At 71.8% G+C, this 25,706-nt stretch carries 11 protein-coding genes, 1 tRNA gene and 1 pseudogene; 8 read left to right on the plus strand and 5 right to left on the minus strand.

Annotation, left to right across the window (positions count from 1 at the left end):
• Positions 1-117: 117 nt before the first annotated feature.
• Positions 118-740 (plus strand): annotated as a pseudogene (locus ACFWM2_RS34490) (replication initiator); the annotation flags it as partial.
• A 228-nt stretch (positions 741-968) separates the two neighbouring features.
• On the opposite strand, the gene ACFWM2_RS34495 reads toward ACFWM2_RS34490, so the two are convergent.
• A tRNA-Arg gene (locus ACFWM2_RS34495) sits at positions 969-1,040 on the minus strand.
• A gap of 191 nt (positions 1,041-1,231) precedes the next feature.
• Here ACFWM2_RS34495 and ACFWM2_RS34500 point away from each other — a divergent pair.
• Positions 1,232-1,807, plus strand: a complete 576-nt coding sequence (locus tag ACFWM2_RS34500) for a response regulator (protein WP_383288652.1) — start codon at positions 1,232-1,234, stop codon at positions 1,805-1,807.
• A gap of 23 nt (positions 1,808-1,830) precedes the next feature.
• Here the strand turns inward: ACFWM2_RS34500 and ACFWM2_RS34505 are convergent, their stop codons facing one another.
• Positions 1,831-2,133: a hypothetical protein gene (locus ACFWM2_RS34505; RefSeq protein WP_383288189.1), complete on the minus strand. Its 303-nt coding sequence runs from the start codon at positions 2,131-2,133 to the stop codon at positions 1,831-1,833.
• A 31-nt stretch (positions 2,134-2,164) separates the two neighbouring features.
• Between ACFWM2_RS34505 and nrtL the strand changes: the two genes are divergently transcribed.
• The 6 genes from nrtL to rho all read left to right on the plus strand — a co-directional run bounded on the left by nrtL (position 2,165) and on the right by rho (position 10,862).
• Positions 2,165-3,328, plus strand: a complete 1,164-nt coding sequence (nrtL, locus tag ACFWM2_RS34510) for an ArgS-related anticodon-binding protein NrtL (protein ID WP_383288192.1) — start codon at positions 2,165-2,167, stop codon at positions 3,326-3,328.
• A gap of 7 nt (positions 3,329-3,335) precedes the next feature.
• Positions 3,336-4,727, plus strand: coding sequence for a diaminopimelate decarboxylase (lysA, locus tag ACFWM2_RS34515; protein ID WP_383288195.1), 1,392 nt, complete (start codon positions 3,336-3,338; stop codon positions 4,725-4,727).
• 158 nt (positions 4,728-4,885) lie between these two features.
• Entirely contained in the window at positions 4,886-6,178 is a 1,293-nt protein-coding gene (locus ACFWM2_RS34520) for a homoserine dehydrogenase (protein ID WP_383288198.1), read from the plus strand.
• Between the two features lie 6 nt (positions 6,179-6,184).
• Positions 6,185-7,243, plus strand: coding sequence for a threonine synthase (gene thrC, locus ACFWM2_RS34525; protein ID WP_383288201.1), 1,059 nt, complete (start codon positions 6,185-6,187; stop codon positions 7,241-7,243).
• A 237-nt stretch (positions 7,244-7,480) separates the two neighbouring features.
• Positions 7,481-8,410 carry a homoserine kinase gene (gene thrB, locus ACFWM2_RS34530; protein ID WP_383288204.1) on the plus strand — a complete coding sequence of 310 codons (930 nt, stop codon included), beginning with the start codon at positions 7,481-7,483 and terminating at the stop codon, positions 8,408-8,410.
• 391 nt (positions 8,411-8,801) lie between these two features.
• Positions 8,802-10,862 carry a transcription termination factor Rho gene (rho, locus tag ACFWM2_RS34535; RefSeq protein WP_383288207.1) on the plus strand — a complete coding sequence of 687 codons (2,061 nt, stop codon included), beginning with the start codon at positions 8,802-8,804 and terminating at the stop codon, positions 10,860-10,862.
• Between the two features lie 287 nt (positions 10,863-11,149).
• Here the strand turns inward: rho and ccrA are convergent, their stop codons facing one another.
• The 3 genes from ccrA to ACFWM2_RS34550 form a co-directional block, all read right to left on the minus strand.
• Positions 11,150-12,379, minus strand: coding sequence for a crotonyl-CoA carboxylase/reductase (gene ccrA / locus ACFWM2_RS34540; RefSeq protein ID WP_383288209.1), 1,230 nt, complete (start codon positions 12,377-12,379; stop codon positions 11,150-11,152).
• 106 nt (positions 12,380-12,485) lie between these two features.
• A complete protein-coding gene (locus ACFWM2_RS34545; RefSeq protein WP_383288212.1) occupies positions 12,486-16,292 on the minus strand; it encodes a type I polyketide synthase in 3,807 nt (1,268 codons plus the stop codon).
• Complete coding sequence (locus ACFWM2_RS34550) at positions 16,285-25,008, minus strand: amino acid adenylation domain-containing protein (protein WP_383288215.1); 8,724 nt, start codon at positions 25,006-25,008, stop codon at positions 16,285-16,287. Before ACFWM2_RS34550 ends, ACFWM2_RS34545 begins: the two co-directional genes overlap by 8 nt.
• Positions 25,009-25,706 lie beyond the last annotated feature (698 nt).

The raw sequence follows: 25,706 nt of genomic DNA on the forward strand, positions 1-25,706 counted from the left end.
TCGTGACCGTGCAGGGCTCCGAGTGCAGGAGAGCTCTCCTCGTCTCGATGCGGCCCTCGTACAGCCACTCCCAGGCCTCGTCGGAAGCGCAGAGGACCAGTGCTGGCGTGATCCAAGCGGGCCGGGCTCTCACAGCGCGCGTTCCGCCAGTACGCCCGGGTGTCGTTCGCCAAGGTTGCCGAATACCAGAAGCGGGGCGCCGTCCACTTCCACGAATCCGCATCGACGGACCCGAAGGCGGCAATACCTCGCCCCCGGCCTGGGCCGCCGCCGAGCTGCTCACCGAGGCCATCGGCGCAGCCGCTGCCCACGTCCACGGGGAGAGCCACGACGACCGCGGGCTAAAGAATCGTCCGTCCGAGGACGTCCGCCGGGTCCCGATTCCGCCGCCACTCGTCGTCATGCTCCGCGAGCACCTCGACACCTTCGGGACGGCTGCAGACGGGCGCCTCTTCTACAGCGAGGGCGGGGGAGTGGTGGCCTCCTCGACCTACTCGCGAGCCTGGCAAGAAGCCCGACTGTTCGCCTTCCCGCCGGCCGCGGCGGCCTCGCCACTGGCTCGGCGGCCGTACGACCTTCGCCACTCTGCTCTGTCGACCTGGCTCAACGCCGGAGTTGACCCGACCGAGGTTGCTGAGCGCGCCGGTAATAGCGTCGAGGTCCTGCTCGGCCGCTATGCGAAGTGCTGGGACGGCAGGCAAGCGGTGGCCAACAGCCGCATTGACGGTCTGCTGACCTAGTACGACTGACCACCGGCGTCGCTACGCTGGGCCCCTAGACACGTATACGTCCGGGGGCCTTCGTCGTTTCTGGATGCTGACCTGGGGCGATGCCTCAAGATCCTGTCCACGAATAGTCCGCAGGCCCCGACATAGAGCCGCTTCGGGCTGCATACGTCTGCACAAACGCCAAGACCCCGTCCTCAGCTAAAGCGCTGATGGCGGGGTCTTCGGGCACCTCATACAGGGTGCCCCCGGCAGGATTCGAACCTGCGCACACGGCTCCGGAGGCCGTTGCTCTATCCCCTGAGCTACGGGGGCGTGTCTGGCACTTGGTGTGCGGCGACGGGTAGAACCCTACCAGCTTGTGAGGGGGTGCCATGAACGGGTTTACGTGGGGGTCGGCGCCCTGAGCTGGGGGGTGTGACCCGGAGGGGGTGGAAGTCGGGAAAAGCCGGACGCGGTGGTGGGTGCGGACCTACTCTCGAGTTGTGTCAGGCGCGTCCGGCCGGGTGCTTGTTGTGGACGACAACAAGGTCATCCGGCAGCTGATCAGGGTCAACCTCGAGCTGGAGGGCATCGAGGTCGTGACCGCTGCTGACGGTGCCGAGTGCCTGGACATCGTTCATCAGGTGCGGCCCGACGTCATCACCCTGGACGTGGTGATGCCCCGGCTCGACGGACTCCGTACCGCCGCCCGGCTGCGTGCCGACCCCCGCACCCGGAGCGTTCCCCTCGCCATCGTGAGCGCCTGTACGCAGTACGAGGTGGAGAGCGGGCTCGACGTCGGTGTCGACGCCTTCCTCGCCAAGCCCTTCGAGCCCGCCGAACTGGTCCGTCTCGTACGGCAGTTGATGGAGCGGGGCAGCGGGGAAGGCGAGGTCCCCGAGCTGGACGGGACGTGGGGGAGCGGGGCCGTGGGAGCGCCGGCTCCCTTGGGGAGTTCTCATGGGACCTCCCACGGAAGCTCGCACGGAAGCCCCCATGGGGCCCCACACGGGACTTCCCATGGCAGCTCCCACGGCGGTCCTCACGGGAGTTCCCACGCCGTCGGCGGTGCCGAACGCGCCGGCCGCGCCGGTAACTGACGTCTACGGCCGCAACCTCTAAATCACCAACGCGAACGCACCAACGCCGAACGCAGCAACGCCGAAGGCAAAACAATGTCGAAGGCTGCGACGTCGAAGGCAGCAACGTCGAACGCGGAATCACCGGAATCACCGGAATCACCGGAATCACCGGAATCACCGGAATCACCGGAATCACCGGAATCACCGGAATCACGGGAATCACCGGAATCACGGGAATCACCGGAATCACGGGAGACAACAACACCCCCCGGCGCCGTACGTCGGCCCTCATCCGGGCAGCCTCCACCGTCCACATCCCGGACCTCGGCGAAACTGGCTCGCATACCCACCCCCCTCCTCCCATACGCTTGTCCCGTGACCCCGTCCGAGCTCTCCCGTACCGTGCTGCGCGCGGTGCGTCGTGCTGTGGACGCGGGGGAGCTGAGCGTGGCCGTGCCCGCACGGGCCGTGGTGAGCGTGCCGGGGCCGGGCGGGCGCGGGGACTACGCGACCACCATCGCGTTGCAGCTGGCGCGGCCCTCCGGGCGGCCGCCCCTGCAGGTCGCCGAGATCCTGCGGCCCCACCTCGCGTGCACCGACGGCGTCGCCGACGTCGAGATCACCGGGCCCGGGTTCCTCAACATCCACCTCGACGGTCGTGCCGACACCGCCGCCCGTCTCGTACGCGAGATCCAGAGCGGTTCCTACGGCCACAGCGACGCCCTCGCCGGTCAGGTCGTCCGGCTGCGGATCCCGTACGACATCCGTGCCGAAGTCGTCGCCGACTCCCTGGTCCGGATCATCGCCACCCAGGGCGGCCGCACCGAGGTCGAGCACATGCACATGTACATGAGCGGTGCCGGTCGCGAGACCGTGCGGGCCGGCGAACCCGAGCCCATCGCTCTGCGCCCGGTCCCCGCGCCCGAAGACCCCACCCCGCTGGGTCCCGACGCCGCCCGGTGGGCCCTGCTCCACCCCGCCGCCCACGACCGGCCGCGGATCACCGCCGACCATCTCGTACAGCGCGCGGTCAACCCCCTCTTCCGCGTCCGCTACGCCCACGCCCGTACCCGGGCCCTCGCCCGCAACGCCGCCGACCTGGGGTTCCAAAGCGCCCCCGGCGACGTACGAGCGACCGCCGCCCACGAGCCGCACCCCGGCGACGTGCAAGCGCCCCCCACCCCGGAGCCGCACCCCGGCGACGTGCAAGCGCCCCCCACCCCGGAGCCGCACCCCGGCGACGTACAAGCGCCCCCCACCCGGGAGCCCGTCGCCCCCGTAGAAGACCTGCTCCGCGCCCTCGCGGACCACCCCCGTGCCCTGCGTGCCGCTGCCGTTCATCGGGCGCCCGACCGGGTCGCCCGGCAGCTCGTCGCCGTCGCCGACGCGCTTCTCGGCTTTCAGCACACCGTGCTGCCGCTCGGCGACGAGAAACCCTCGGCCGCCCACCGTGCCCGGCTCGCGCTCGCCGAAGCCTCCGGGACGGTGCTGGCCGGCGGCCTGTCCCTGCTCGGCATCAGCGCCCCTGACTACCTGTGAGAGAAGAATGAGCCGTTCCGCACACCCCGCCGGGCCCCGTCACGCCGATGTGCTGCCCGAGGGGCACTACAGCGCCCCGCCCGCCGATCTCAACGCCCTCGACCCCAAGGTGTGGGCCCAGACGGTCAGCCGTGACCCGGACGGAGTCGTCAGCGTCGGCGGCATCGGCGTGCAGCGGCTCGCCGAGGAGTTCGGCACCCCCGCCTACTTCATCGACGAGGCCGACTTCCGGGCACGCGCGCGTGCCTGGCGTACCGCCTTCGGGCACGACGCCGACGTCTTCTATGCCGGGAAGGCCTTCCTGTCCCGGGCCGTCGTGCGCTGGCTGTACGAAGAGGGACTCAACCTCGACGTCTGCTCGGGCGGTGAGCTCGCCACCGCGCTGTCCGCCGGCATGCCCGCCGACCGCATCGCCTTCCACGGCAACAACAAGTCCGTCCGCGAGATCACCGAGGCGATCGAGAGCGGTGTGGGACGCATCGTCCTCGACTCCTTCCAGGAGATCGTCCGCGTCGCCCACATCGCCCAGTCCCTCGGCAAGCGGCAGCGCGTACAGATCCGGGTGACGGTGGGCGTGGAGGCGCACACCCACGAGTTCATCGCCACGGCGCACGAGGACCAGAAGTTCGGGATCGCGCTCGCGGACGGCCAGGCCGCCGAGGCCGTACGGCGTGCGCTCATGCTCGACGGGCTCGAACTCATCGGTATCCACAGCCACATCGGGTCGCAGATCTTCGACATGGCCGGGTTCGAGGTCGCCGCCCGCCGGGTCGTGGCGCTGCTCGCCGCGGTCCGTGACGAGCACGGCGTCGAGCTGCCCGAGATCGACCTCGGCGGCGGTCTCGGCATCGCGTACACGAGCGACGACGATCCGCGCGAGCCGCACGAGATCGCCAAGGCGCTGAGCGAGATCGTCACCCGCGAGTGCGAGGCGGCCAGGCTGCGCACACCGCGCATCTCCGTCGAGCCGGGGCGCGCCATCGTCGGGCCGACCGCCTTCACGCTGTACGAGGTCGGCACCATCAAGCCGCTCGAGGGCCTGCGCACCTACGTCTCCGTCGACGGGGGCATGTCCGACAACATTCGCACCGCCTTGTACGACGCCGAGTACAGCGTCGCGCTCGTGTCGCGCAGGAGCGACGCCGAGCCGATGCTCGTCCGCGTCGTCGGCAAGCACTGCGAGAGCGGGGACATCGTCGTGAAGGACGCCTTCCTGTCGTCCGACCTGGCCCCCGGCGATCTGATCGCGGTCCCCGCGACCGGCGCGTACTGCCGGTCCATGGCCAGCAACTACAACCACGCGCTGCGCCCGCCGGTCGTCGCCGTCAACGACGGAGCGGCCCGGGTGATCGTGCGTCGTGAGACGGAGGAGGATCTGCTCCGCCTGGATGTCGGCTGAGATCGCATGGCGCACCGCCCCTGGAGCCGACGGAAGATCTTCGGTCTTCCACCCCGGCGAAAATGAAATAGATGTCTCACGATCCGGACGAGGGATAGAAACTCCCGTCCGGTGAGTGAGACTGGTCCAACCGTGACGGTATGAGGAAACGAGGTCGGATGATGCGTACGCGTCCGCTGAAGGTGGCGCTGCTGGGCTGTGGGGTTGTCGGCTCAGAGGTGGCGCGCATCATGACGACGCACGCCGAAGACCTCGCCGCGCGCATCGGGGCCCCGGTCGAACTGGCCGGTGTCGCCGTGCGCCGGCCCGCCAAGGTGCGCGAGGGCATCGACTCCGCGCTGGTCACCACGGACGCCACCGCTCTGGTCAAACGAGGGGACATCGACGTCGTCGTCGAGGTCATCGGGGGCATCGAGCCGGCTCGTACGCTCATCACCACCGCCTTCGAGCACGGCGCCTCCGTCGTCTCCGCCAACAAGGCGCTGCTCGCCCAGGACGGCGCCGCGCTGCACGCCGCCGCCGAGGAGCACGGCCGGGACCTCTATTACGAGGCCGCCGTCGCCGGTGCGATCCCGCTCATCCGCCCGCTGCGCGAGTCCCTCGCCGGCGACAAGGTCAACCGGGTGCTCGGCATCGTCAACGGAACGACGAACTTCATCCTCGACAAGATGGACTCCACCGGCGCGGGCTATCAGGAGGCCCTCGACGAGGCCACCGCGCTCGGCTACGCCGAGGCCGACCCCACCGCCGACGTGGAGGGCTTCGACGCCGCCGCCAAGGCCGCGATCCTCGCCGGAATCGCCTTCCACACGCGCGTACGCCTCGACGACGTGTACCGCGAGGGCATGACCGAGGTGACCTCCGCCGACTTCGCCTCGGCGCGGCAGATGGGCTGCACCATCAAGCTGCTCGCCATCTGTGAGCGGGCGGCCGACGGCGGCTCCGTCACGGCGCGCGTGCACCCGGCCATGATTCCGCTCAGCCATCCGCTCGCCTCGGTGCGCGGCGCGTACAACGCCGTGTTCGTCGAGTCGGACGCCGCGGGTCAGCTCATGTTCTACGGCCCCGGCGCGGGTGGCGCGCCGACCGCCTCCGCCGTACTCGGTGACCTGGTCGCCGTGTGCCGCAACCGGCTCAGCGGAGCGACCGGACCCGGCGACTCCGCCTACGCGCAGCTTCGGGTGAGCCCCATGGGCGAGGTCGTCACGCGCTACCACATCAGCCTGGACGTGGCCGACAAACCGGGTGTTCTCGCCCAGGTGGCCACCGTCTTCGCCGAGCACGGGGTGTCCATCGATACCGTGCGGCAGCAAGGCAAGGACGGTGAGGCCTCTCTCGTCGTCGTCACCCATCGAGCGTCCGACGCGTCTCTCAACGGGGTCGTCGAAGCGCTGCGCAGCCTCGACACCGTCCGGGGTGTCGCCAGCATCATGCGGGTTGAAGGAGAGTAACCAGCAATGACCCACCAATGGCGCGGAATCATCGAGGAGTACCGGGACCGGCTTCCGGTGTCCGACAGCACGCCGGTCGTGACGCTCCGTGAGGGCGGCACGCCGCTCGTGCCCGCGCAGGTTCTCTCCGAGCGCACGGGCTGCGAGGTCCACCTCAAGGTGGAGGGCGCCAACCCGACGGGGTCCTTCAAGGATCGCGGTATGACCATGGCCATCACCCGGGCCAAGGAGGAGGGCGCGAAGGCCGTCATCTGCGCCTCCACCGGCAACACGTCGGCGTCCGCGGCCGCTTACGCCGTCCGCGCGGGGATGGTCTGCGCCGTCCTCGTGCCGCAGGGCAAGATCGCGCTCGGCAAGATGGGCCAGGCCCTCGTGCACGGCGCGAAGATCCTCCAGGTCGACGGCAACTTCGACGACTGTCTGACGCTGGCGCGCTCCCTCTCCGACAACTACCCGGTGTCGCTGGTCAATTCGGTGAACCCGGTGCGCATCGAGGGCCAGAAGACCGCCGCCTTCGAGATCGTCGACATGCTCGGCGACGCGCCCGACATCCACGTCCTGCCGGTGGGCAACGCGGGCAACATCACCGCGTACTGGAAGGGCTACACCGAGTACGCCGCCGACGGGATCGCCACGCGGACGCCGCGCATGTGGGGATTCCAGGCCTCCGGTTCCGCGCCCATCGTGCGCGGCGAGGTCGTCAAGGACCCGTCGACCATCGCCACCGCGATCCGCATCGGCAACCCGGCGTCCTGGAAGTTCGCGCTGGCCGCGCGGGACGAGTCGGGGGGCCTCATCGACGAGGTGACGGACCGTGAGATCCTGCGCGCCTACCGGCTGTTGGCCGCGCAGGAGGGTGTCTTCGTCGAGCCCGCCTCCGCCGCGTCGGTCGCCGGTCTGCTGAAGGCCGCCGAGCGCGGGCTGGTCGACCCCGGCCAGCGGATCGTCTGCACGGTCACCGGAAACGGGCTCAAGGACCCGGACTGGGCCGTCGCGGGCGCCCCGCAGCCGGTGACGGTTCCGGTGGACGCGGTCACGGCCGCCGAGCGCCTCGGCCTCGCATAACGGCCTCGCATATCGAGGGAACGCCCGACGGGGGGTGCACAGGGGGCTTACGACACGCATCGTGCGCCTCCCGTGCGCCCTATGTCGCCACAGAACCTTCCTTCGATAGGCTGTACCGAACCCGCCCGCCGCATATGCCGCGGTGCCGCGCCGTCATAGCGGCCTCCGGGTCTTCGTACGTCTCGCAGTTCTTCGAAAATCTCGCACATCACGCAGCTCAAGGAGAGTCATCGAGCGATGGCCGGTCCAGCGTTCCGCGCCGCCGCCGTCCGGGTGCGCGTCCCCGCCACCAGTGCCAACCTCGGCCCGGGCTTCGACGCCTTCGGCCTGTCACTGGGGCTGTACGACGACGTGGTCGTCCGGGTGGCCGACTCCGGGCTGCACATCGACATCGCGGGTGAGGGCGGCGAGACGCTCCCGCGCGACGAGAACCACCTGCTCGTACGCTCCCTGCGCACCGCTTTCGACCTGCTGGGCGGACAGCCGCGCGGCCTCGAGATCGTCTGCGCCAACCGCATCCCGCACGGCCGCGGCCTCGGCTCCTCGTCGGCCGCCATCTGCGCCGGCATCGTCGCCGCGCGCGCCGTGACCATAGGTGGTGACAGCAGGCTCGACGACACGGCCCTGCTGGAGCTCGCCACCGAGATCGAGGGACACCCCGACAACGTCGCGGCCTGTCTCCTCGGCGGCTTCACGCTCTCCTGGATGGAGGGCGGCGCGGCGCGCGCGATCAGGCTCGACCCCGCGGATTCCATCGTTCCGGTGGTTTTCGTACCCGGAAAGCCGGTCCTCACGGAGACCGCCCGGGGACTGCTGCCGCGCACCGTCCCGCACGTCGACGCCGCCGCCAACGCGGGCCGCGCCGCACTGCTCGTCGAGGCCCTCACCAGGCGCCCCGAGCTGCTGCTGCCCGCCACCGAAGACCGACTGCACCAGGACTACCGCGCCCCGGCCATGCCGGAGAGCGCGGCTCTGGTGGAGCGGCTGCGGGCCGACGGAGTGCCCGCGGTGATCTCCGGCGCCGGACCCACGGTGCTGGCACTGGTCGACGAGGCGAGCGCCGACAAGGTCGCCCATCTCGCCGGTCCGGGCTGGGCGGCCAACCGGCTGGACCTGGACGCGGAGGGGGCCGGCGTGCTGCCGCTCGCGCCCGTCAGCGTCAATTAGGAGCCACGGTTGCCGGATTTCGAGAGGGGGAATGTTTGTTGGATCCGGTAGTGTTAACCTCAAGTCTGCACCTGCCCCAGCCATGGCGAGGTGCTTCGTGTCCCCGTCCGGGACAACCTTTCTTCCGGGAGCCTCCCAAACCACACTGTGTCGCGTACATCGTGCGACGACATTGAGCGGTTTGCCGAGCACGCTCCGGAACCGGCGTGACCGAGCCGCGTGACACAGACACTCCGTGCCACGCCTCAGGAATCGTCATCACCAGATATTTCTTCCGCCGCTTAGGCGGACCACCGCCCCGGCACGGTCCACAGAGACAGGACCAAAGCCGGACAGCACAACCGGTCGCCGAGCCAGACAGGCCGACGTCCGCTCCAGGGAAGGACCCTTCGTGAGCGACACCACCGATCTGATGGGCGCGCGTGTCGAGGAGACCGCTGACGCGCCCGCCACGGACGCCTCCGCGCCTGCCAACGGTGCCGGCTCCCGGCGGCGCCGCGGTACCGGCCTCGAGGGCATGGTGCTGGCCGAGCTGCAGCAGGTCGCATCGGGCCTCGGCATCAGGGGCACCGCGCGGATGCGCAAGAGCCAGCTGATCGAGGTCATCAAGGAGGCGCAGGCCGGGGGCTCCCAGGCCGCTTCGGGCGCGTCGGCCAAGACCGCCGACGAGACCAAGCCGAAGCGCCGGGCCACCTCCAAGGCCCGTACGGGTGACGAGGCCGCGCCCGCCGCGAAGACCGCCGACAAGCAGGCGGAGAAGGCCGACAAGGCCGTGGCCCAGCAGCAGATCGACATCCCCGGCCAGCCGGCTGGGGGCCCCGCCCGCGCGAGCGAAGCCGAGCGCGGGGGAGACGACGCCCCTGCGGGTGACCGCCGCCGGCGCCGGGCCACTGCCGAGGCGGGCAGCCCCGAGACGGTCGCCGCCGAGGCGAAGAACGACACCAGGGCCGAGGCGTCCGTCGACGCCAAGGGCGACGCCGGTGACGACGGCCGTCAGGGCCGTCGCGACCGCCAGCGCGGCGACCGGGGTGACCGCGGAGAGCGCAGTGGCCGTGACCGCGACCGCCGTGGCAAGGCCGACGAGCAGCAGCAGGGCCAGGGTGGTGGCGGCCAGCAGCGTCAGGACCGCCAGGACCGGCAGCAGCAGGGCGGCGGCCGTCAGGACCGCCAGGACCGGCAGCAGCGTGACAACGGCCCGCAGGACGACGACGACTTCGAGGGCGGCCGCCGCGGCCGTCGTGGGCGCTACCGCGACCGTCGGGGCCGTCGCGGCCGTGACGAGTTCGCCGCCGGTGAGCCGCAGGTCGCCGACGACGACGTCCTGATCCCCGTCGCGGGAATCCTGGACATCCTCGACAACTACGCGTTCATCCGTACGTCCGGCTACCTGCCGGGTCCGAACGACGTGTACGTGTCCCTGGCCCAGGTCCGCAAGAACGGCCTGCGCAAGGGTGACCACGTCACCGGTGCGGTCCGCCAGCCCAAGGACGGCGAGCGCCGCGAGAAGTTCAACGCGCTGGTCCGTCTCGACTCCGCGAACGGCATGGCCGCCGAATCCGGCCGTGGCCGCCCGGAGTTCAACAAGCTGACGCCTCTTTACCCGCAGGACCGGCTCCGTCTGGAGACCGACCCGGGTGTGCTGACCACCCGCATCATCGACCTCGTTGCGCCGATCGGTAAGGGCCAGCGCGGACTGATCGTGGCCCCGCCGAAGACCGGCAAGACCATGATCATGCAGGCGATCGCCAACGCGATCACCGTCAACAACCCCGAGTGCCACCTGATGGTCGTCCTGGTCGACGAGCGTCCGGAAGAGGTCACCGACATGCAGCGGTCGGTCAAGGGCGAGGTCATCTCCTCGACCTTCGACCGTCCGGCCGAGGACCACACCACGGTCGCCGAGCTCGCCATCGAGCGCGCCAAGCGCCTGGTGGAGCTGGGTCACGACGTCGTCGTACTCCTGGACTCGATCACGCGTCTGGGCCGTGCGTACAACCTCGCCGCCCCGGCCTCCGGCCGCATCCTGTCCGGTGGTGTCGACTCGACCGCGCTCTACCCGCCGAAGCGCTTCTTCGGTGCCGCGCGCAACATCGAGGACGGCGGCTCGCTGACCATCCTGGCCACCGCGCTCGTCGACACCGGCTCGCGCATGGACGAGGTGATCTTCGAGGAGTTCAAGGGCACCGGCAACATGGAGCTCAAGCTCGACCGGAAGCTCGCCGACAAGCGCATCTTCCCCGCGGTGGACGTCGACCCGTCCGGCACCCGTAAGGAAGAGATCCTCCTCAACCCGGAGGAGCTGGCGATCGTCTGGAAGCTGCGCCGGGTGCTGCACGCGCTCGACTCGCAGCAGGCCATCGAGCTGCTGCTGGACAAGATGAAGCAGACGAAGTCGAACGCCGAGTTCCTGATGCAGATCGCGAAGACGACGCCGTCGAACGGCAACGACTGACGCGTTCCCTGCTGATCCACGCCGAGGGCCGCTCCCGCTTCATGGGGGGCGGCCCTCGGCGTTTTACCCGGACAAGAGCACCGGTAAGGCCACGACCGAGATCTTTGCCACAAGGATCACGAGCCGGGCGGGTCGTCGGGGGGTCGGCGCGACGGGCTGAAATCGCAGGTGAGCGCCGTTTCACGCGGATTCGTGATCACGCAGCGGGGCCGCCGCCACCCCCCGCGGGAACGCCGCGTTTTGTCCCCCCCTTCCCCCCCTCCCCCCCCCCACGACCGTCCGCGCGTTCACCCCCGCGCGTTCACCCGCACGGCCATGTTCCCCGGCGGGTGCTGGTTGTCGTGGACGAGCTGGTGGGCCAGGCCGATCTCGTCGAAGCAGAAGGTCCGGGACAGGCACGGGTCGACGACGCCCTGGTCGATCAGGCGGGTCACCTCGCGGGCCTCCCGTGCGCTGGCGACATGGGAGCCCTGCAGGCGCTTCTGCCGCATCCACAGGAAACGCAGGTCCACATCGCCGTTGTAGCCGGTGGTGCCGCCGCAAATGACGACCATGCCCGCGTTGTCGCACAGGTAGATCGAGGTCGGCACGGTGTCCGCGCCCGAGTGCTCCAGCACGATCCGCGGTGCCCGGCGCTCCCCGAGCACCTCCCAGAACCGCCGGCCGAAGGCACGGGCCCCGGCCAGCCAGGAGGCCATGGCCTCCTCGTCCGACGCGTCGGGCAGCCGCCCCCAGTGATCGAACTCGCGCCGGTCGATACAGCCCTGGGCGCCCAGCTTCACGCAGAACTCGGCGCGTTCCTCGCTGGACACCACCGCGACCGGGATGCCGCCGACATGCCGTACGAGCTGGATGGCGATGCTGCCCAGGCCGCCGGCGCCGCCCCAGATCAGCACCGGGTCGCCGGGCCTGACGGTGTGCGGCGGCCACCCGAACAGCTGACGGTAGGCGGTCGCCGCCGTCGCCATGTAGCAGGAGGCCTCCTCCCAGGACAGCCGGGCCGGCTTGGGGTGGCACATGTAGTCGTCGACGACGGCGAACTGGGCGAAGGAACCGTAGTTCTCCTCGTATCCCCACACCCGCTGGGAGGCGGAGGTGGCCGGCTCACCGCCGAGCCGGACGTCCTGCGCCGACTCGTCCCACCGGTTGGCCAGCACGACCACCTCGTCGCCGAGCCGGAGACCGCGCACGTCCTTGCCGACCGCCCACACGACGCCGGACAGATCCGAGCCGCCGATGTGGAAGTCCTCCGGCGCGCCCGCCTTCTGGCGTGCCGTGATGACGTCCAGGGGTGAACCGAGAGCGGCCCAGACGTTGTTGTAGTTCACGCCGGCCGCCATCACCTTGACGAGGACCTGGCCGCGGCCGACCAGCGGGACGTCCACCACTTCGGTACGGAAGGCGTTGATGGGCTGCCCGTAGCGCTCGCGGCGGATGAGTGAGGCGTACATCTGTCGTGGTGCGGTACCGATCTCGGGTGCGTCGCCGAGTTCGTAGAGGTCCTGGGTCACGGTCACGGGGATCTCCTGAGCGGTGGGATCGTCGTCGGCCGCGGGAACCGGCCGGTAGCCGGGGTGCGCCCCGGCGAGTCGAGGGGGTGCGAGGAAGGCGGCCCGGCGCGCATCAACCGGACGCGGGGCGCAGCGCCTTGGCGACCACCGCCCCGATGTGGGCGATCGGCTCCGGCTCGGTCATCTCGTAGTGCCCGCACGGCACGGTGTGGTCCGCGAACGTGCCGTCCACATAGGGGCGCCAGCTGTCCGCCTTGCCGGGCGCGAGCGCAAGGTCGGCCGCCTCGTCCGAAGCGGCGGGATCCTCGGCCGCGCTGAAGAAGAGCACATCGCCGTGGAACACGCCCGGGGTGAACTCCGGTGCGATGCGCAGGTTGTTGCGCATGACGGTGGCGATAGCGGCCGCCTCCTCACGCGTCACCGGCAGAGAGGCGTCGTCGGCGCTCGCGAGCTCGCCGATGCGTTCGAGGACGCTGTCGACGGCCGGGATGTCCGACTGCGCGGTGACCGGCAGCCCGGTCACCCGCATCAGCAGGGCCGCGACCTGCTGTTCGGCCGCCTCGGGGGAGTAGGGGACGCGGTGCGGCAGGGGCGCGTCGAGGAGGGCGAGCAGTTCGACCTTCTCGCCCTGCTCCTGGAGGACACAGGCCATCGAGTGCGCCACGAATCCGCCGTAGGACCAGCCGAGCAGCCGGTACGGGCCCCGGGGCTGCACCTCGCGGACCAGTTCCACGTACGTCGCCACCATGGAAGCGGCGTCCGGCGCAGGCGGTTTGGTGCCGTCGAGTCCGGTGGCCTGGATGCCGAACACCGGCTGGTCCGCGCCCAGATGGGGCAGCAGCCCGGTGTAGCGCCATGACACGCCCGCTCCCGGATGGACGCAGAACAGGGGCGTATCGGTGCCCTCGGTCCGTAGCGGCAGCAGGGGCCGCAGGGCGTCGGAGGCGTTGTCCTGGCCGACTGTCTCCAGCAGCCCCGCCACGGTCGGTGCGGCGAGCAGCGAGGCGGCGGGCGCGTCCAGCACCCCGGCCTGGCGCAGCCGTCCCGCCAGCAGCACGGCACGCATGGAGTCGCCGCCGAGGTCGAAGAAGTTGTCGTTGACCCCGATGCCGCCGATGCCGAGTGTCTCCTCCCACAGCCGGGTCACCGCCCGTTCGTGCTCGGTGCGCGGCGCGAGGTGTGGCGTGGTCAGGTGGGGTCGCGGCGCGAGCGAGCTGCCGCTGTCGGCGGTGTCCGTCGCGGACGCCTGGCCGGCGCCGGTGCGGGCGCCCGGGGCGTCGATCCAGTGCCGGTGGCGCTCGAAGGCGTAGCCGGGCAGCGGAACCCGCCTCGGCGGTACGGCGCTGCCGGCGCCGTCCGGGAGCGCGGTGTCCACGCCCGCACTCCACAGCCGGCCGAGCGCCTCGGCGAGGACGAAGCCGTCGGGGCTGTCGGCCTTGGCGTGCCGCATCGTGGTGACCGTCACCGGGCCGTGGTCCGCGAGCTGCGCGCGGGCCAGCTTGGTGAGGCTGTCACCGGGCCCGATCTCGACGAGTACGGGACGGTCGCGCTCCCACAGCGCGGTGATGCCGTCGGCGAAGCGGACCGTGCGCCGGGTGTGGTCGAGCCAGTGCCGCAGGTCCGTGACCTGCGTGGGGGTGGCCCAGCTGCCGGTGACGTTCGTGACGTACGGGATGCGCGGCGGGCGCAGGGTGAGGGAGCGCAGATGGCCCGCGAAGGTCTCCAGGATCGGGTCCAGGACGTGGGAGTGTGCGGCGGCCGGCACGCGCAGTCGGCGGAACGGCACGTCGCGGCGCGTCAGTTCCTGCTCCAGCCGCGCCACCGCGTCGGTGTGCCCGGCGACCGTGCAGGCGGCGGGACCGTTGACCGCGGCCAGGGACAGCCGGTCGTCGAGCAGCGGCAACAGGGTCTCGGCCGGGGCCGCCACCCCGACCGTCGCGCCGCCCGAGGAGATGATGAGCCGCATGCGCTCGGCGACGACGGGGAGCATCTCGTCCAGGTCGAGCACGCCGGCGAGGCAGGCGGCGGTGTACTCGCCGAGCGAGTGCCCGATCAGCGCGTCGGGGCGGATGCCCGCCTCGATGAGGGTGGTGGCGAGCGCGTACTCGGTGACGACGAGCGCGAGGAACGCGGACGGGCTGCCCGGCTCGGCGTCCTCGAACAGGACGGTGCGCAGGTCGTGGCCGGTCACCGGGCGCAGGATGCGGGCGCAGCGGTCCACGGCGTCGCGGTAGACGTCGTTGTCGCGGTACAGCTCCTTGCCCATGCCCACGTACTGCGTTCCGCCGCCCGGCAGCAGGAACGCCACCTTCGGGGTCTCGTCGGGGACCGGTGCCCCGGCCGGGCCGCCGGCGCGCAGGGCGGCGACCGCCTCGTCGACCGAGGTCGCGGTGACGGTGAGCCGGTGGCGCAGGGCCGGCCGGTGCACGCGCAGCGAGTGGGCGACGTCGTCCAACCGCAGGCCGGGCCGTGCCTGAAGGTGGTCGGCGAGAGCGTCGGCCTGGCCGCGCAGTGCGCCGGCCGTCCGCGCGGACAGCGGAAGGACGTGCCGGTGGCCGTCCTCGGGTGGGCGGGGCGGTGCCGGGGTGGTGGCAGGTGCCTCTTCCAGGACGACGTGCGCGTTGGTGCCGCCGATACCGAAGGCGCTGACCGCCGCCCGCCGCGGATGGTCGCCCGCCGGCCAGTCCTCCAGTGCGGTCGGTACCCGGAACGGCCCGGAGGCGAAGTCGATGAGCGGGTTGGGCCGTTCGAAGTGCAGGTTCGGCGGGATCTTGCGGTGCTCCAGCGCGAGGACCGCCTTGATGAACCCGGCGATGCCGGCGGCCGCACCCAGGTGCCCGATGTTGGCCTTCACCGAGCCCAGGGCGCAGAATCCGCGCCGTTGGGTGCTCTGCCGGAATGCCTCGGTCAGCGCGGCCACCTCGATGGGGTCGCCGATGTGGGTGGCGGTGCCGTGCGCCTCGACGTACCCGATGGTGTCGGCGTCGACCTCCGCCTGGGCCTGCGCCGCGAGGACGACCTCGGTCTGGCCGGGCGTGCTGGGGGCGGTGAAGCCGACCTTGCGGCGCCCGTCGTTGTTGATGGCCGTGCCCCGGATCACCGCGCGAATGCGGTCGCCGTCGGCGAGAGCGTCCTCCAGGCGCTTGAGGACCACCGCTCCCACCCCGTCGCCCGAGGAGGTGCCGGCCGCGTCGGCGGCGAAGGTGCGGGAGCGCCCGTCGGGCGAGAACGGGCCGCCCGGGACGTGCCGATAGCCCAGCAGCGCCGAGGGGTTGAGGGACACCGCACCGGCGAGCGCGGTGTCGCAGCGGTACTCGATCAGGTCCTGGCACGCGGTGTGCAGCGCGACGAGCGCGGTGGAACACGCCGTCTGAAGCGACACGCTCGGGCCGGTCAGACCGAGCTCGTAGGAGATCCGGGTGGCGAGCGTGCCAAGGGAGTTGGAGGTGGCCGCATGCACCAGTTCCACCGAGCCGGGTTGCCCGGCGAACCTCGGGTACACGTGGGCGGGGTAGTAGCGGCTGTCACCGCTGCCCGCGTACACGCCGACCGTTCCGGCGGCCGACTCGGGCGGGCAGCCCGCGTCCTCCAGGGCGTGGTAGGCCGTCTCCAGCAGCAGCCGCTGCTGCGGGTCGACGACGGCGGCCTCGGCGGGGCTGTAGCCGAAGAAGCCCGAGTCGAAGAGTTCCATGCCGTCGATGACCGAGGCCATGCGGACGAGCGAGGTGTCGTCGAGGTCGCGCGGGTCGCCCCCGGCGGCGAGGAACTCCTCGTCGGTGACGGGCCGTACCGAGTCCCGGCCGTTCGCGAGGTTGTCCCAGAACGCGTCCACGTCGTCCGCGCCGGGGAAGCGGGCCGCCATGCCGATCACGGCGACGGCGGGTGCCGCACCGTCCTGCGGGTCCGTCGTCTCATCCATGGCCTCGGTCCTTCCGTTCCCGTGCGGAGCGGCGCGCCGTGCGGGCCTCGCGCTGCCGCTGTGCTTGTTCCTTGGCCCGGTCCAGTCCGGTCGGCTCGGGCGCCGCCGTCACCCCGTGCGCGGGCGCGGGGACCGTGGCGCCCTGTTCGGTCAGGTGCCGGGCGAGGGCCCGCACCGTGGGGTGCGCGAACAGGTCGACCACGCTCAGTTCGCAGCCCAGCGCCTTGTTGATGGTCGTCTGCGCGGTGACCAGCAGCAGCGAGTTGCCGCCGAGGTCGAAGAAGTTCTCGTCACGGGAGACCCGGTCGCGTCCGAGCACACCGCACCAGAGCGTGGCGAGTTCGTTCTCCAGCCGGCGCAGTTCCTCCCCGGCTCCCGGGTCCGACGGCTGTGCGGCGGTGCCCGCCGACCGCAGCACCCAGGCGTCACCGGCGCCGGCCGTCTCGGCGGCACCGGCCGCGGCCGTGTACAGGGCGCCCAGATCGGCGCCCTCGTCGAGTGCGACGCGACCGGCGAGGCGCCGCAACTGCCGTACGGGGGACAGCACATGACTGCGCACCCACGGGGCCGTACGGTCGGCGCCGATGAGGAGGTGCGGGGCGTCCACGGTGCGGGCGAGGTCGAACGAGCGCAGCGCGGCGGCAGCCTCCAGCACCCGGTAGCCGCGGGCCTCGGTCAGCGAGGTGAGCTGGTAGCCCAGGCTCATGCCGCGGTCGCGCCACATGCTCCAGGCCAGGCTCTGCCCGGGCAGGCCGGCCCGGCGCCGGTGCACGGCGAGGGCGTCCAGGAAGGCGTTGGCGGCCGAATAGGCGGCGTTCATCGCGCCACCGAAGTAGCCGTTGACGGAGGAGAAGGTGACGAAGGAGGTCACCGGGTGCTCGGCGGCGACCGAGTGCAGGGTCCAGGCGCCGCGGACCTTCGCCTCCAGCGCCTCCGCCCAGTCGGCGGGCGCGAGTTCCTGGACGGGACGCTCGTCGAAGGCGCCGGCCAGGTGCAGCACCGAGGTCAGCGGGACGTGCCAGGTGTCGGCGGCCTCGCGCACGGCTGCCCGTACCTGTTCGGGGTCGGTGACGTCCACGGACTCGTAGCGCACCTCGCCGAGCTGCCGCAGCCGTTGCAGCGCTTCGATCCGGCCGGCGGCGGGTCCCGCGTCGTCGAGGTGCCGCTGCCAGGTCCCCTCGGCGGGCAGCCGGGTGCGTCCCAGGAGCAGCAGCCTTGTTCCCGGTGTCTTCAGCAGATGGGCGGCGACCTCGCTCCCGACACCGCCGAGACCACCGCTGATCAGGTGGAAGCCGTCGTCCCCGGATGGTGCGGTACGGGGGAGCGGCTCGGGCAGCGGCGCCAGCCGGCGCACATGGCGGTGTCCGCCTCGGAGCGCGATCTCGACGTCGGTGGGGTGACTCAGGGCCTCGGCCATGATCGCGTCGGTCGGCTCCGCCTCCCCGCCGGGCGGCAGGTCGAGGTGGACGCCCCGCAGCCAAGGGAGCTCCTCCCGCAGCGACTTGAGCAGGGCGCCCGCGGTGGCTTGGGCCAGGCCCGGGCGGTCGTCGGCGGTGACGCTCTGGGCCCCGGCGGTCACGAACAGGAGGTCCAGCGGACGCTGCGGAACCGGACGCCCGGCCAGGGCGCGGGCGAGCACGAGCAGCGATCCGGCGCTGTCCTGCCCCTCCCACGGGCCGTCGGCCGGCAGGCCGTGCAGCGAGCCCAGGTGCACGACGGTGTCCACGGACCGTCCGTCGGCGGCCAGTTGTGCGAGCAGCGCCGCATGGTCCTCCTCACTGCCGGGCCGGATCCGGTATCGGGCGGCGTCGAGTCGCTCGTACGCCGGACCGTCCGTGACGACGGTGCACAGTCCCGCCCCGGCGCGCAGCCGGCCCGCGATGTGCCGGACCACGTCCTCCGTGCGGGGATCGCCACCCGCCAGGACCAGCGTGTGGTGGCCCGCCGGGCGTGCCCTCCGGTGCAGGGCCTCGGCCCGCTGCCACGTCGGACGAAGGAACCAGTCGGGCAGGGTGGCGGCCGTACCGAGCAGCAGCTGCGCCTCGCGCACGGCATCGTCGAAGTCGCCGGCCTCGAAGCTCTTGCGGAGCTTGGTGCGCTGGATCTTCCCGATCTCCGTCTTGGGGATCGCGTCGGCGGCGACCGGGATCAGGAAGGCGGGGCTGACGCCGATCTCGCGGGTGACCTTGCCGCCGATCTCCCGGAGGGCGGCCGCCGGGTCCTGGCCGGGGGAGAGGTGGAAGAACAGGGCGAGTTCGTCGGTGCCGGCCGACGCATCGGAGCGCACCGCGCAGGCCGCCGTGAAACTCCTTACGACGGTGGGCAGTTCCTCGACACAGGCCTCGATCTCGTGGCTGTAGTGGTTGACGCCGTTGACGATGATGACGTCCTTGGCGCGGCCGGTGATGTACAGCTCGCCCGCACGCAGGAACGCCAGGTCACCGGTGTCGAACCAGCCGTCGTCCGTGAACGACTCGGCGTTCGCCTTCGCGTTGTCGTGGTAACCCCCCGTCACGGACGTCCCGCGCACCTGGAGCCGGCCGGCGTCGCCCTCGGCGAGCACGGTGTTCTGGTCGTCCACGATCCGCATGGCGAACCCGGGGTACGGCAGTCCGCAGCTGACGAACGACTCGTCGTGGTCCGGTGCTTCACCCGGGAGCACGCAGTCGGTGACCACCGAGCAGGTCTCCGACATGCCCCAGCCGGGATGCATGACGTCCTGCGCCAGCCCGAAAGGACGCAGTGCGTGCAGGAACCGCCGTGCGGCGGACGCGACGACGACCTCACCGGCGTTCATCACCAGCCGCATGGGGGACAGGTCCCACGCGCGGTCCCCGAACCGGTGTGCCTGTTCGGCGAGGAGCCCGAACGCGAAGTTGGGCGCCCAGGTGACGCTGACGCGGTGGCGGTGGGCGAGGTCCGCCCAGCGCAGCGGATCCTCGAGGATCCATGACGTCGGCGCGTGGATCTGCCGGCAGCCGAGATAGACGTCCCGCAGATGGAACATCACCACGCCGGTGACATGGTCCAGGGGGATCCAGTTCAGGGTGACGTCCTGCTCCCCGAGGGCGTTCATCGCCTCGGTGGCCGCGGAACGGGTCAGCACATTGCGGTGGGTGAGACGGACCGCCTTGGGCAGGCCCGTGCTGCCGGAGGTCATCAGCATCAGGATCAGGTCGTCCGGCCGTACGGGGTGCCAGTCGCGGTCCTCGGGCGCGTCCCGCAGGGCGTCGGCCGTGGTCAGGCGCAGTCCCGGCCACTCGTGCCGTGCAGCGAGGTCCCGCAGCCCCGGCTCGCTCTCGCGCGAGGCCACGATCCAGGGCCGGTCCAGCATCCGCCAGATGCCCTCGAGCTTGGTGACGGCGGCCGAGGCGGTCGCGTAGGACGCGGGAACGGTCAGCGGTACGGCGACGAATCCGCCGAGGACGCAGCCCCACAGCACGGCGACGAAGTCCTCGGTGTCGCCGCACTGGAGGATCACCTGGTCGCCGGGCCGGAGTCCTGCCCTGCGCAGCCCGGCCAGTACTCGGGAGGCCTCCTCGACGAGCGACTCGTAGCTGCGCCGGGTCTCGCTTCCGTCCGCGCGTACGTGCACGATCTCGCCGTGCGCCCGGCCTGCCGCGCGAGTGAGGGCGGTCGCCCAGTCGGGCACCGACGGCTCGGGCAGCGCGGGGCCCTCGCTGAGAGCCGGCGCGGTCGTGGCGAGGTCCTGGGCGTCGTCCGTCTGCGGCGGTGGCCCGCCGGCCGGACGCAGGGCGCCGACGTGCCGGCGATCCAGCTCCTCGGGTACGTCCTCCAGGCGGACGTCGACCTCACGGACACCCGCCACGCGGGTGAGCGGACGGCGCCATGCCTCCGCGGCCCGCCGGTCGACCGGGGGCAGGGCACGCAGCGCTCCGGTGTCCAGAGCGCCGTCCGCCGAGCGGGGCAGGTCGCTGACCGCGGTGATCCGGACCGTGCCGGCCGCCGATCCGCCGAGGGCCTGTTCCACCTGGTCGGCCGCACCCGCCCGGTGCGGCACCACGTACGCCGTCGGCGGCCCCTCGTCCGGCGCGGGGAGCACGACCGCGTCGCGGATCCCGGGGACGGACAGCGCCGTGCGTTCCAGCACCGCCGCGGCGGCGGCACCTGGGCCGGTGGCCGACCGGGCGGACGGCCGGGCGGGGAGGGTCAGCGCGCCGATCCGGACCTCCGGGTCGGCGCTCACGGCCTCCAGGAGGGCGCGCAGTCCCTGGGCGAACTGCTCGGCGGTGGCCGCCTCGTACAGGTCCGTCGCGTACTCGACGTGCAGTTCAAGTCCGCCGGGCGCGTCCTGCGCGTCGTGGCGTTCGAGGACGTCCACGAAGAGGTCGAACTTGGCGGTGCCGGTCGCGGTGGGTCGCAGCGGGACCGCGTCGTCCCCGAGTGCGAGCACGGCCCGTTCGTTGTTCTGCAGGGCGAGCATCACCTGGAACAGCGGGTGCCGGGCCGGATGACGGGGCGGATTGAGCTCGTCCACCAGCCGGTCGAAGGGCAGATCCTGGTGGTCCAGCGCCTTGAGGTCGAAGTCCCTTGCCCGTGCGAGCAGTTGACGGAAGCCGGGATCGCCGGAGGTGTCGGTCCGCAGGACGAGCGTGTTGGTGACCAGCCCGATCACGTCGTCGAGTGCGGGCTCGGACCGGCCGGCTACCGGGGTGCCGATCGCCACGTCCTCCCCGGCGCCCCACCGGGTCAGCAGGGCGGCCAGCGCTCCGTGCAGCACCATGAAGAGGCTGGCGCCCTCGGCGTCCGCGAGCCGCAACAGGGCCTGGTGCAGGCGGGCGTCCACCGGAACGGTCACGCTCGCGCCTTCGCCCGCGGTGGCCTCGGGCCGGGACCGGTCGGCCGGCGGTGAACTCTCCTCGGGCAGCCCGTCCAGCGCCTCGCGCCAGAACGCCGTCAACTCCTCCAGACGGCCCGGCCCGTCGGGCGCCGGCGCCAGCAACCGCCGCTGCCACAGGGCGTAGTCGGCGTACTGCACCGGCAGCGGCTCCCAACGAGGCGCGTCGCCCTCGGTCCGCGCCCGGTAGGCGGCGCCGAGGTCGTCGGCGAGCGGCCTGAGCGACCAGCCGTCGGCCGCGCTGTGGTGCAGGACCAGCAGCAGCGTGCGGTCGTCTCCGGTGCCGAACACGGCGGTCCACAGGGCGCTTTCGCGGGTCAGATCGAACCGGTGCCGGAGCGCGGCGGCGACCTGCGCCGCGACCTCCTCGGCAGGGCAGTCCACGACCCGCAGCCGGGGCCGCAACTCGCCGGGCGCGAGGATCCGCTGATACGTGGCGCCACCGTCCTGCGCGAACACCGTACGCAGGCTCTCGTGCCGGTCGGCGACGTCGCCGAGAGCGGCCCGCAGCGCCTCGTCGTCGAGCGCCCGCCGCAGCGGGACGACCAGCGGGATGTTGTACGTCGCCGACGCCTCGTCCAGCCGGTTGAGGAACCACATGCGTTCCTGCGCGAAGGACAGGGGAGTGCGCTCGGGGCGTACGACGGCTTCGAGCGCGGGCAGGCGTGACCGGCCGTCGGTGCCGTCGGTGAGCCGTGTGGCGAGAGCGCCGGGCCGCGGCGTGTCGAACAGCGCGGCGATCGGTACGTCGGTGCCCGTTTCGGCGCGCAGCCGGGCCAGCAGCCGGGTGGCGAGCAGGGAGTGGCCGCCGAGGTCGAAGAAGTTGTCGTCCGTGCCGACGGTGTCCGCGGGAAGCCGCAGCACCTCCTCGAACAGGCGGCAGACCAGGGCCTGTTGGGGGGTCGTGGGACGAGCTCCGCCGGCGGACGCGGCGAAGTCCGGTGCGGGCAGCGCCTCCGTGTCGAGTTTGCCGTTGGCGGTCAGCGGCAGCTCCTCGACCAGCACGCACGCGGCCGGAACCATGTGCTCGGGCAGGTGCTCGGCGAGATGGGCGCGCAGCTCGCCCGGGGCGGGACGCCGCCCGTCGGCGGCGATCGCATAGGCGACGAGCTGTGTTTCACCGCCGTCGCTCCGGCGGGCCACCACAGCAGCCCGCGCGACCGACGCGTGCCGGGCGAGCACGGCCTCGATCTCGGCGGGCTCGATACGGAAGCCGCGGATCTTGACCTGCTGGTCTGCGCGCCCGACGTACTCCAGGTCGCCGTCGGCGCGGCGCCTGGCCAGGTCGCCCGTCCGGTACATACGGGTACCGGGGCGCCCGAACGGGTCGGGCACGAACCGCTCCTCGCTGAGCTCCGGACGGTTCAGATAGCCGGGGGCCACGCCCGGCCCGGACACGTACATCTCACCGGTCACACCCGGCGGCACGGGCCGGCGCGCGCTGTCGAGGACGTGGACCCGCAGGTCGGCGAGCGGCCGGCCGATGACGCTGGCCCGGCGCGGATCCTCCAGGTCGTCCCGGGTCACGCGGTGATGGGTGACGTGCACGGTCGTCTCGGTGATCCCGTACATGTTGACCAGCGCCGGGGCGTCCAGTCCGTGCCGGTCGACCCAGGCACGCAGCCGCGCCGCGTGCAGGGCCTCGCCGCCGAAGACGACGTAACGCAAGGCGCCCACCGACGGCCGCGACGCTGCGTCAGGGGCGGACTCGACGTCGGCCCGCATCAGCTGCTCGAAGGCGGACGGCGTCTGGTTGAGGACGGTGACGCCCTCGGCGCGCACCAGCCGCAGGAAGTCCCGCGGGGACCGGCTGACCGCGTACGGCACCACGACGAGCCGGCCGCCGTGCAGCAGCGGGCCCCAGATCTCCCACACGGAGAAGTCGAAGGCGTACGAGTGGAAAAGGGTCCACACGTCGTCCTCGCCGAAGCGGAAGTGCGCGGCGGAGGCCTCGAACAGCCGGACCACGTTGGCGTGCGGCACCGGTACACCCTTGGGGCGGCCGGTGGATCCGGAGGTGTGGATGATGTACGCGATGTCGGACGGCCCGGTCGGACCGGTGCGGTCGGCGTCCGTCAGGTCGTCGTCGCCGTACCCCGCCAGATCGTTCTCGGTGTCCGGAGCCCCGAGGACCACGGCCGGGACGGCCGGGGCGGGCAGTTGTGCGGCGTGCGCGCTGTCGGTGACGAGGACGGCGGGTCCGACGTCCTCCATGACCAGACGTAGGCGCTCTGTGGGATGACCGGTGTCGAGGGGAAGGTAGGCGGCACCCGTCTTCAGTACGGCGATCAGGGTCGAGATCAGGCGCAGTCCGCGGGGAAGGGCCAGCGCGACCACGTGACCCGGGCCCGCGCCGCGTTCGACCAGCAGACGGGCCAGCCGGTTGGCGTCCGCGTTCAGCTCGGCGTAGGTGAAGGACGCCCCCTCGCAGGACACGGCCGTCCGATCCGCGAAACGGGCCGCCTGCTCCTCGAAACGCTCGGCGAGCGTCGTGGTGACGGTGTGCTCGGGAGCGGGCGTCTGCTGCGGATCCTCCCCCGGAAGCAGCAGCGACGCGTCGGCGACCGGCATCTCCGGCCGGGCGTCGGCGAGTTGGCGCAGCACGAGGAGGAACCGCTCCAGATGGAGGCCGAGTTCCCGCTCGTCGTACAGCGCGGGATTGGCGTCGAAGGCGAGCCACAGTCCGTCCGGATCGGCTCCGGGACGGACGGATATCTGCAGATCCTCGACGGCACCGCCCGACAGGTGGTGGGAGGTGGAAGGACTGCCGGCGAACACCAGATCCTCGGTGAACGGGACGATGTTGACCACGGGCCCGTGCATCCGCCGCCCGCTGCCGAGCAGTCCCAGGTCGCGGCGGAGGAACTCGCCCCGGTACTGCTGATGCCGGCGCAGGGCCCGCAGTTCGTCGGCCACGGCCCGCACCAGCTCGCCGACCGGCGCGTCCGGGGCGGCGGACACCCGCAGCGGCAGGATGTCGGAGGCGGTGCCCGGAGTGCGCAGTGCGGCGCTGCCGAGGCGGCTCATCGTCGCCAGTCCCAGTACGAGGTCGGTGGCGCCGGTCATGCGGTGCAGGTAAGCGGCCACGGCGGTGACGAGGAGATCGGTGCGTGAGACGTCGAATCGCTTCGCCGCGGCGGACAGGGTGTCGGCCTCGGTGGGGGTGAGGTCCACGGTGCGACGGAGGAAGGGGGCGGTGGGGGCCGCGGTCCGTTCCGTGAGCCGTACGGGTTCGGGCAGTCCGGCCAGCCGGTCCGCCCAGTGGGCACGGTCCCGCTCGTGACGCTCGGAGGCGAGGTAGGCCGCTTCCTCGGCCTGGAGTCGCCCGACCGGCTCGAAGACGGCCGGGGCGGGTTGTTCACCGGCGGCGAGGGCGGTGTAGGTGTCGGCGAGGCGGCGGGCGACGAGTTTGTAGCTGTAGCCGTCCAACAGGATGTGGTGCGCGCGCAGGAACCAGATGTACCGGTCGGGCGCGAGGGTCAGCAGGGCGTGGGAGAACAGCGGACCCGGCTCGATGTCCACCGGCGTGACCAGATCACGTCGGATCCATTCCTCCGCGGCGGCCGTCGGGTCGACCGCGCCGCTGACGTCCACTCGGTGCAGCGGCCAGTCGTCGGGTGCCTCCGCCCGGACGCACCGGGGTCCGTCGGCGGTGTCCAGGAAACGCTGCGCGAAGGTGTCGGCGTCGCCGACAGTGCGGCGCAGCGCGGTCTCGAACAGATCGGTGTCGACCGGCCCGTGGATCTCCACGTACTCGCCGGTGTTGTAGGCGGCGGTGCCCGGTGCGAGGCGCTGGGCGAACCAGAGGCCCTCCTGTGCTCCGGACAGCGGTCGACGATCGTCCTCATGGACTGACATGGCACCAACCCTCAGTGGCGAGCGGTCTTCAGACGAATCACGGTGAAAGGCCCGGCGGAGCCGGACGGGCCGCAGTCGGTGCCACCGCCTGTCGCCCCGGCCGGCGCGCGTCCGGCGCCCCACACGAACAGGGGGTGAATAGACAGGGAAGCGGTCGCACACTCAGGCGCCGGAATCGCTTGGTCGGCTGCGATCTCCTGGCGCCGCATCACCTTGCATGACGCCGAGTCGGGCAGTCAAGGGCGTCCCGGGGCATACGGAATTGGATCCTAGGGAAACACCTAGAAAGTGCGGCCGACTCCGCTGTTCGCGTTTGGGTGCAGGCGCGGCTTGCTTTGCGCCCTGCTTTGGTTCGCGCCGCGCGCCTCGATTTCGGGAATCGTCATCGACTTTCTCTGATGTGTTCGCCGGGAGTCGGCTGCGGCGGTGTCTGCGTTCCCTTGACCGGGAGTTGATGGTGGAGCGCGGCCCTGCGGCCGATGCCCGCGCCGGGGCGGATTTACGGAGGCCAGGGCCTACGTCGGTGTGGGTTCAGGTGTGGCCCAGGGCCAGGTATCCGGTGGGCGAGGGGTGAACGGGCGCGCCGCCCGCGCCGCGCGCGTCACGGTCGCCGATGCGACCAAGTTGCCTTGTGCAGCCATCTTTAGGGAAATACCTGAACCTGCCGTGCCGGCCTTGCCTGCGAGTGGCATCGTCCG

This window comes from Streptomyces sp. NPDC058371 (assembly GCF_042723265.1).
GTDB lineage: Bacteria > Actinomycetota > Actinomycetes > Streptomycetales > Streptomycetaceae > Streptomyces.

What these genes read in the sequence shown, in the direction of transcription:
- ACFWM2_RS34505 (WP_383288189.1), bottom strand. Translation starts at nt 2,133, where the DNA reads ATGCGAGCCAGTTTCGCCGAGGTCCGGGATGTGGACGGTGGAGGCTGC.
- lysA (WP_383288195.1), top strand. Translation starts at nt 3,336, where the DNA reads ATGAGCCGTTCCGCACACCCCGCCGGGCCCCGTCACGCCGATGTGCTG.
- ACFWM2_RS34520 (WP_383288198.1), top strand. Translation starts at nt 4,886, where the DNA reads ATGATGCGTACGCGTCCGCTGAAGGTGGCGCTGCTGGGCTGTGGGGTT.
- thrC (WP_383288201.1), top strand. Translation starts at nt 6,185, where the DNA reads ATGACCCACCAATGGCGCGGAATCATCGAGGAGTACCGGGACCGGCTT.
- thrB (WP_383288204.1), top strand. Translation starts at nt 7,481, where the DNA reads ATGGCCGGTCCAGCGTTCCGCGCCGCCGCCGTCCGGGTGCGCGTCCCC.
- ACFWM2_RS34545 (WP_383288212.1), bottom strand. Translation starts at nt 16,292, where the DNA reads ATGGATGAGACGACGGACCCGCAGGACGGTGCGGCACCCGCCGTCGCC.
- ACFWM2_RS34550 (WP_383288215.1), bottom strand. Translation starts at nt 25,008, where the DNA reads ATGTCAGTCCATGAGGACGATCGTCGACCGCTGTCCGGAGCACAGGAG.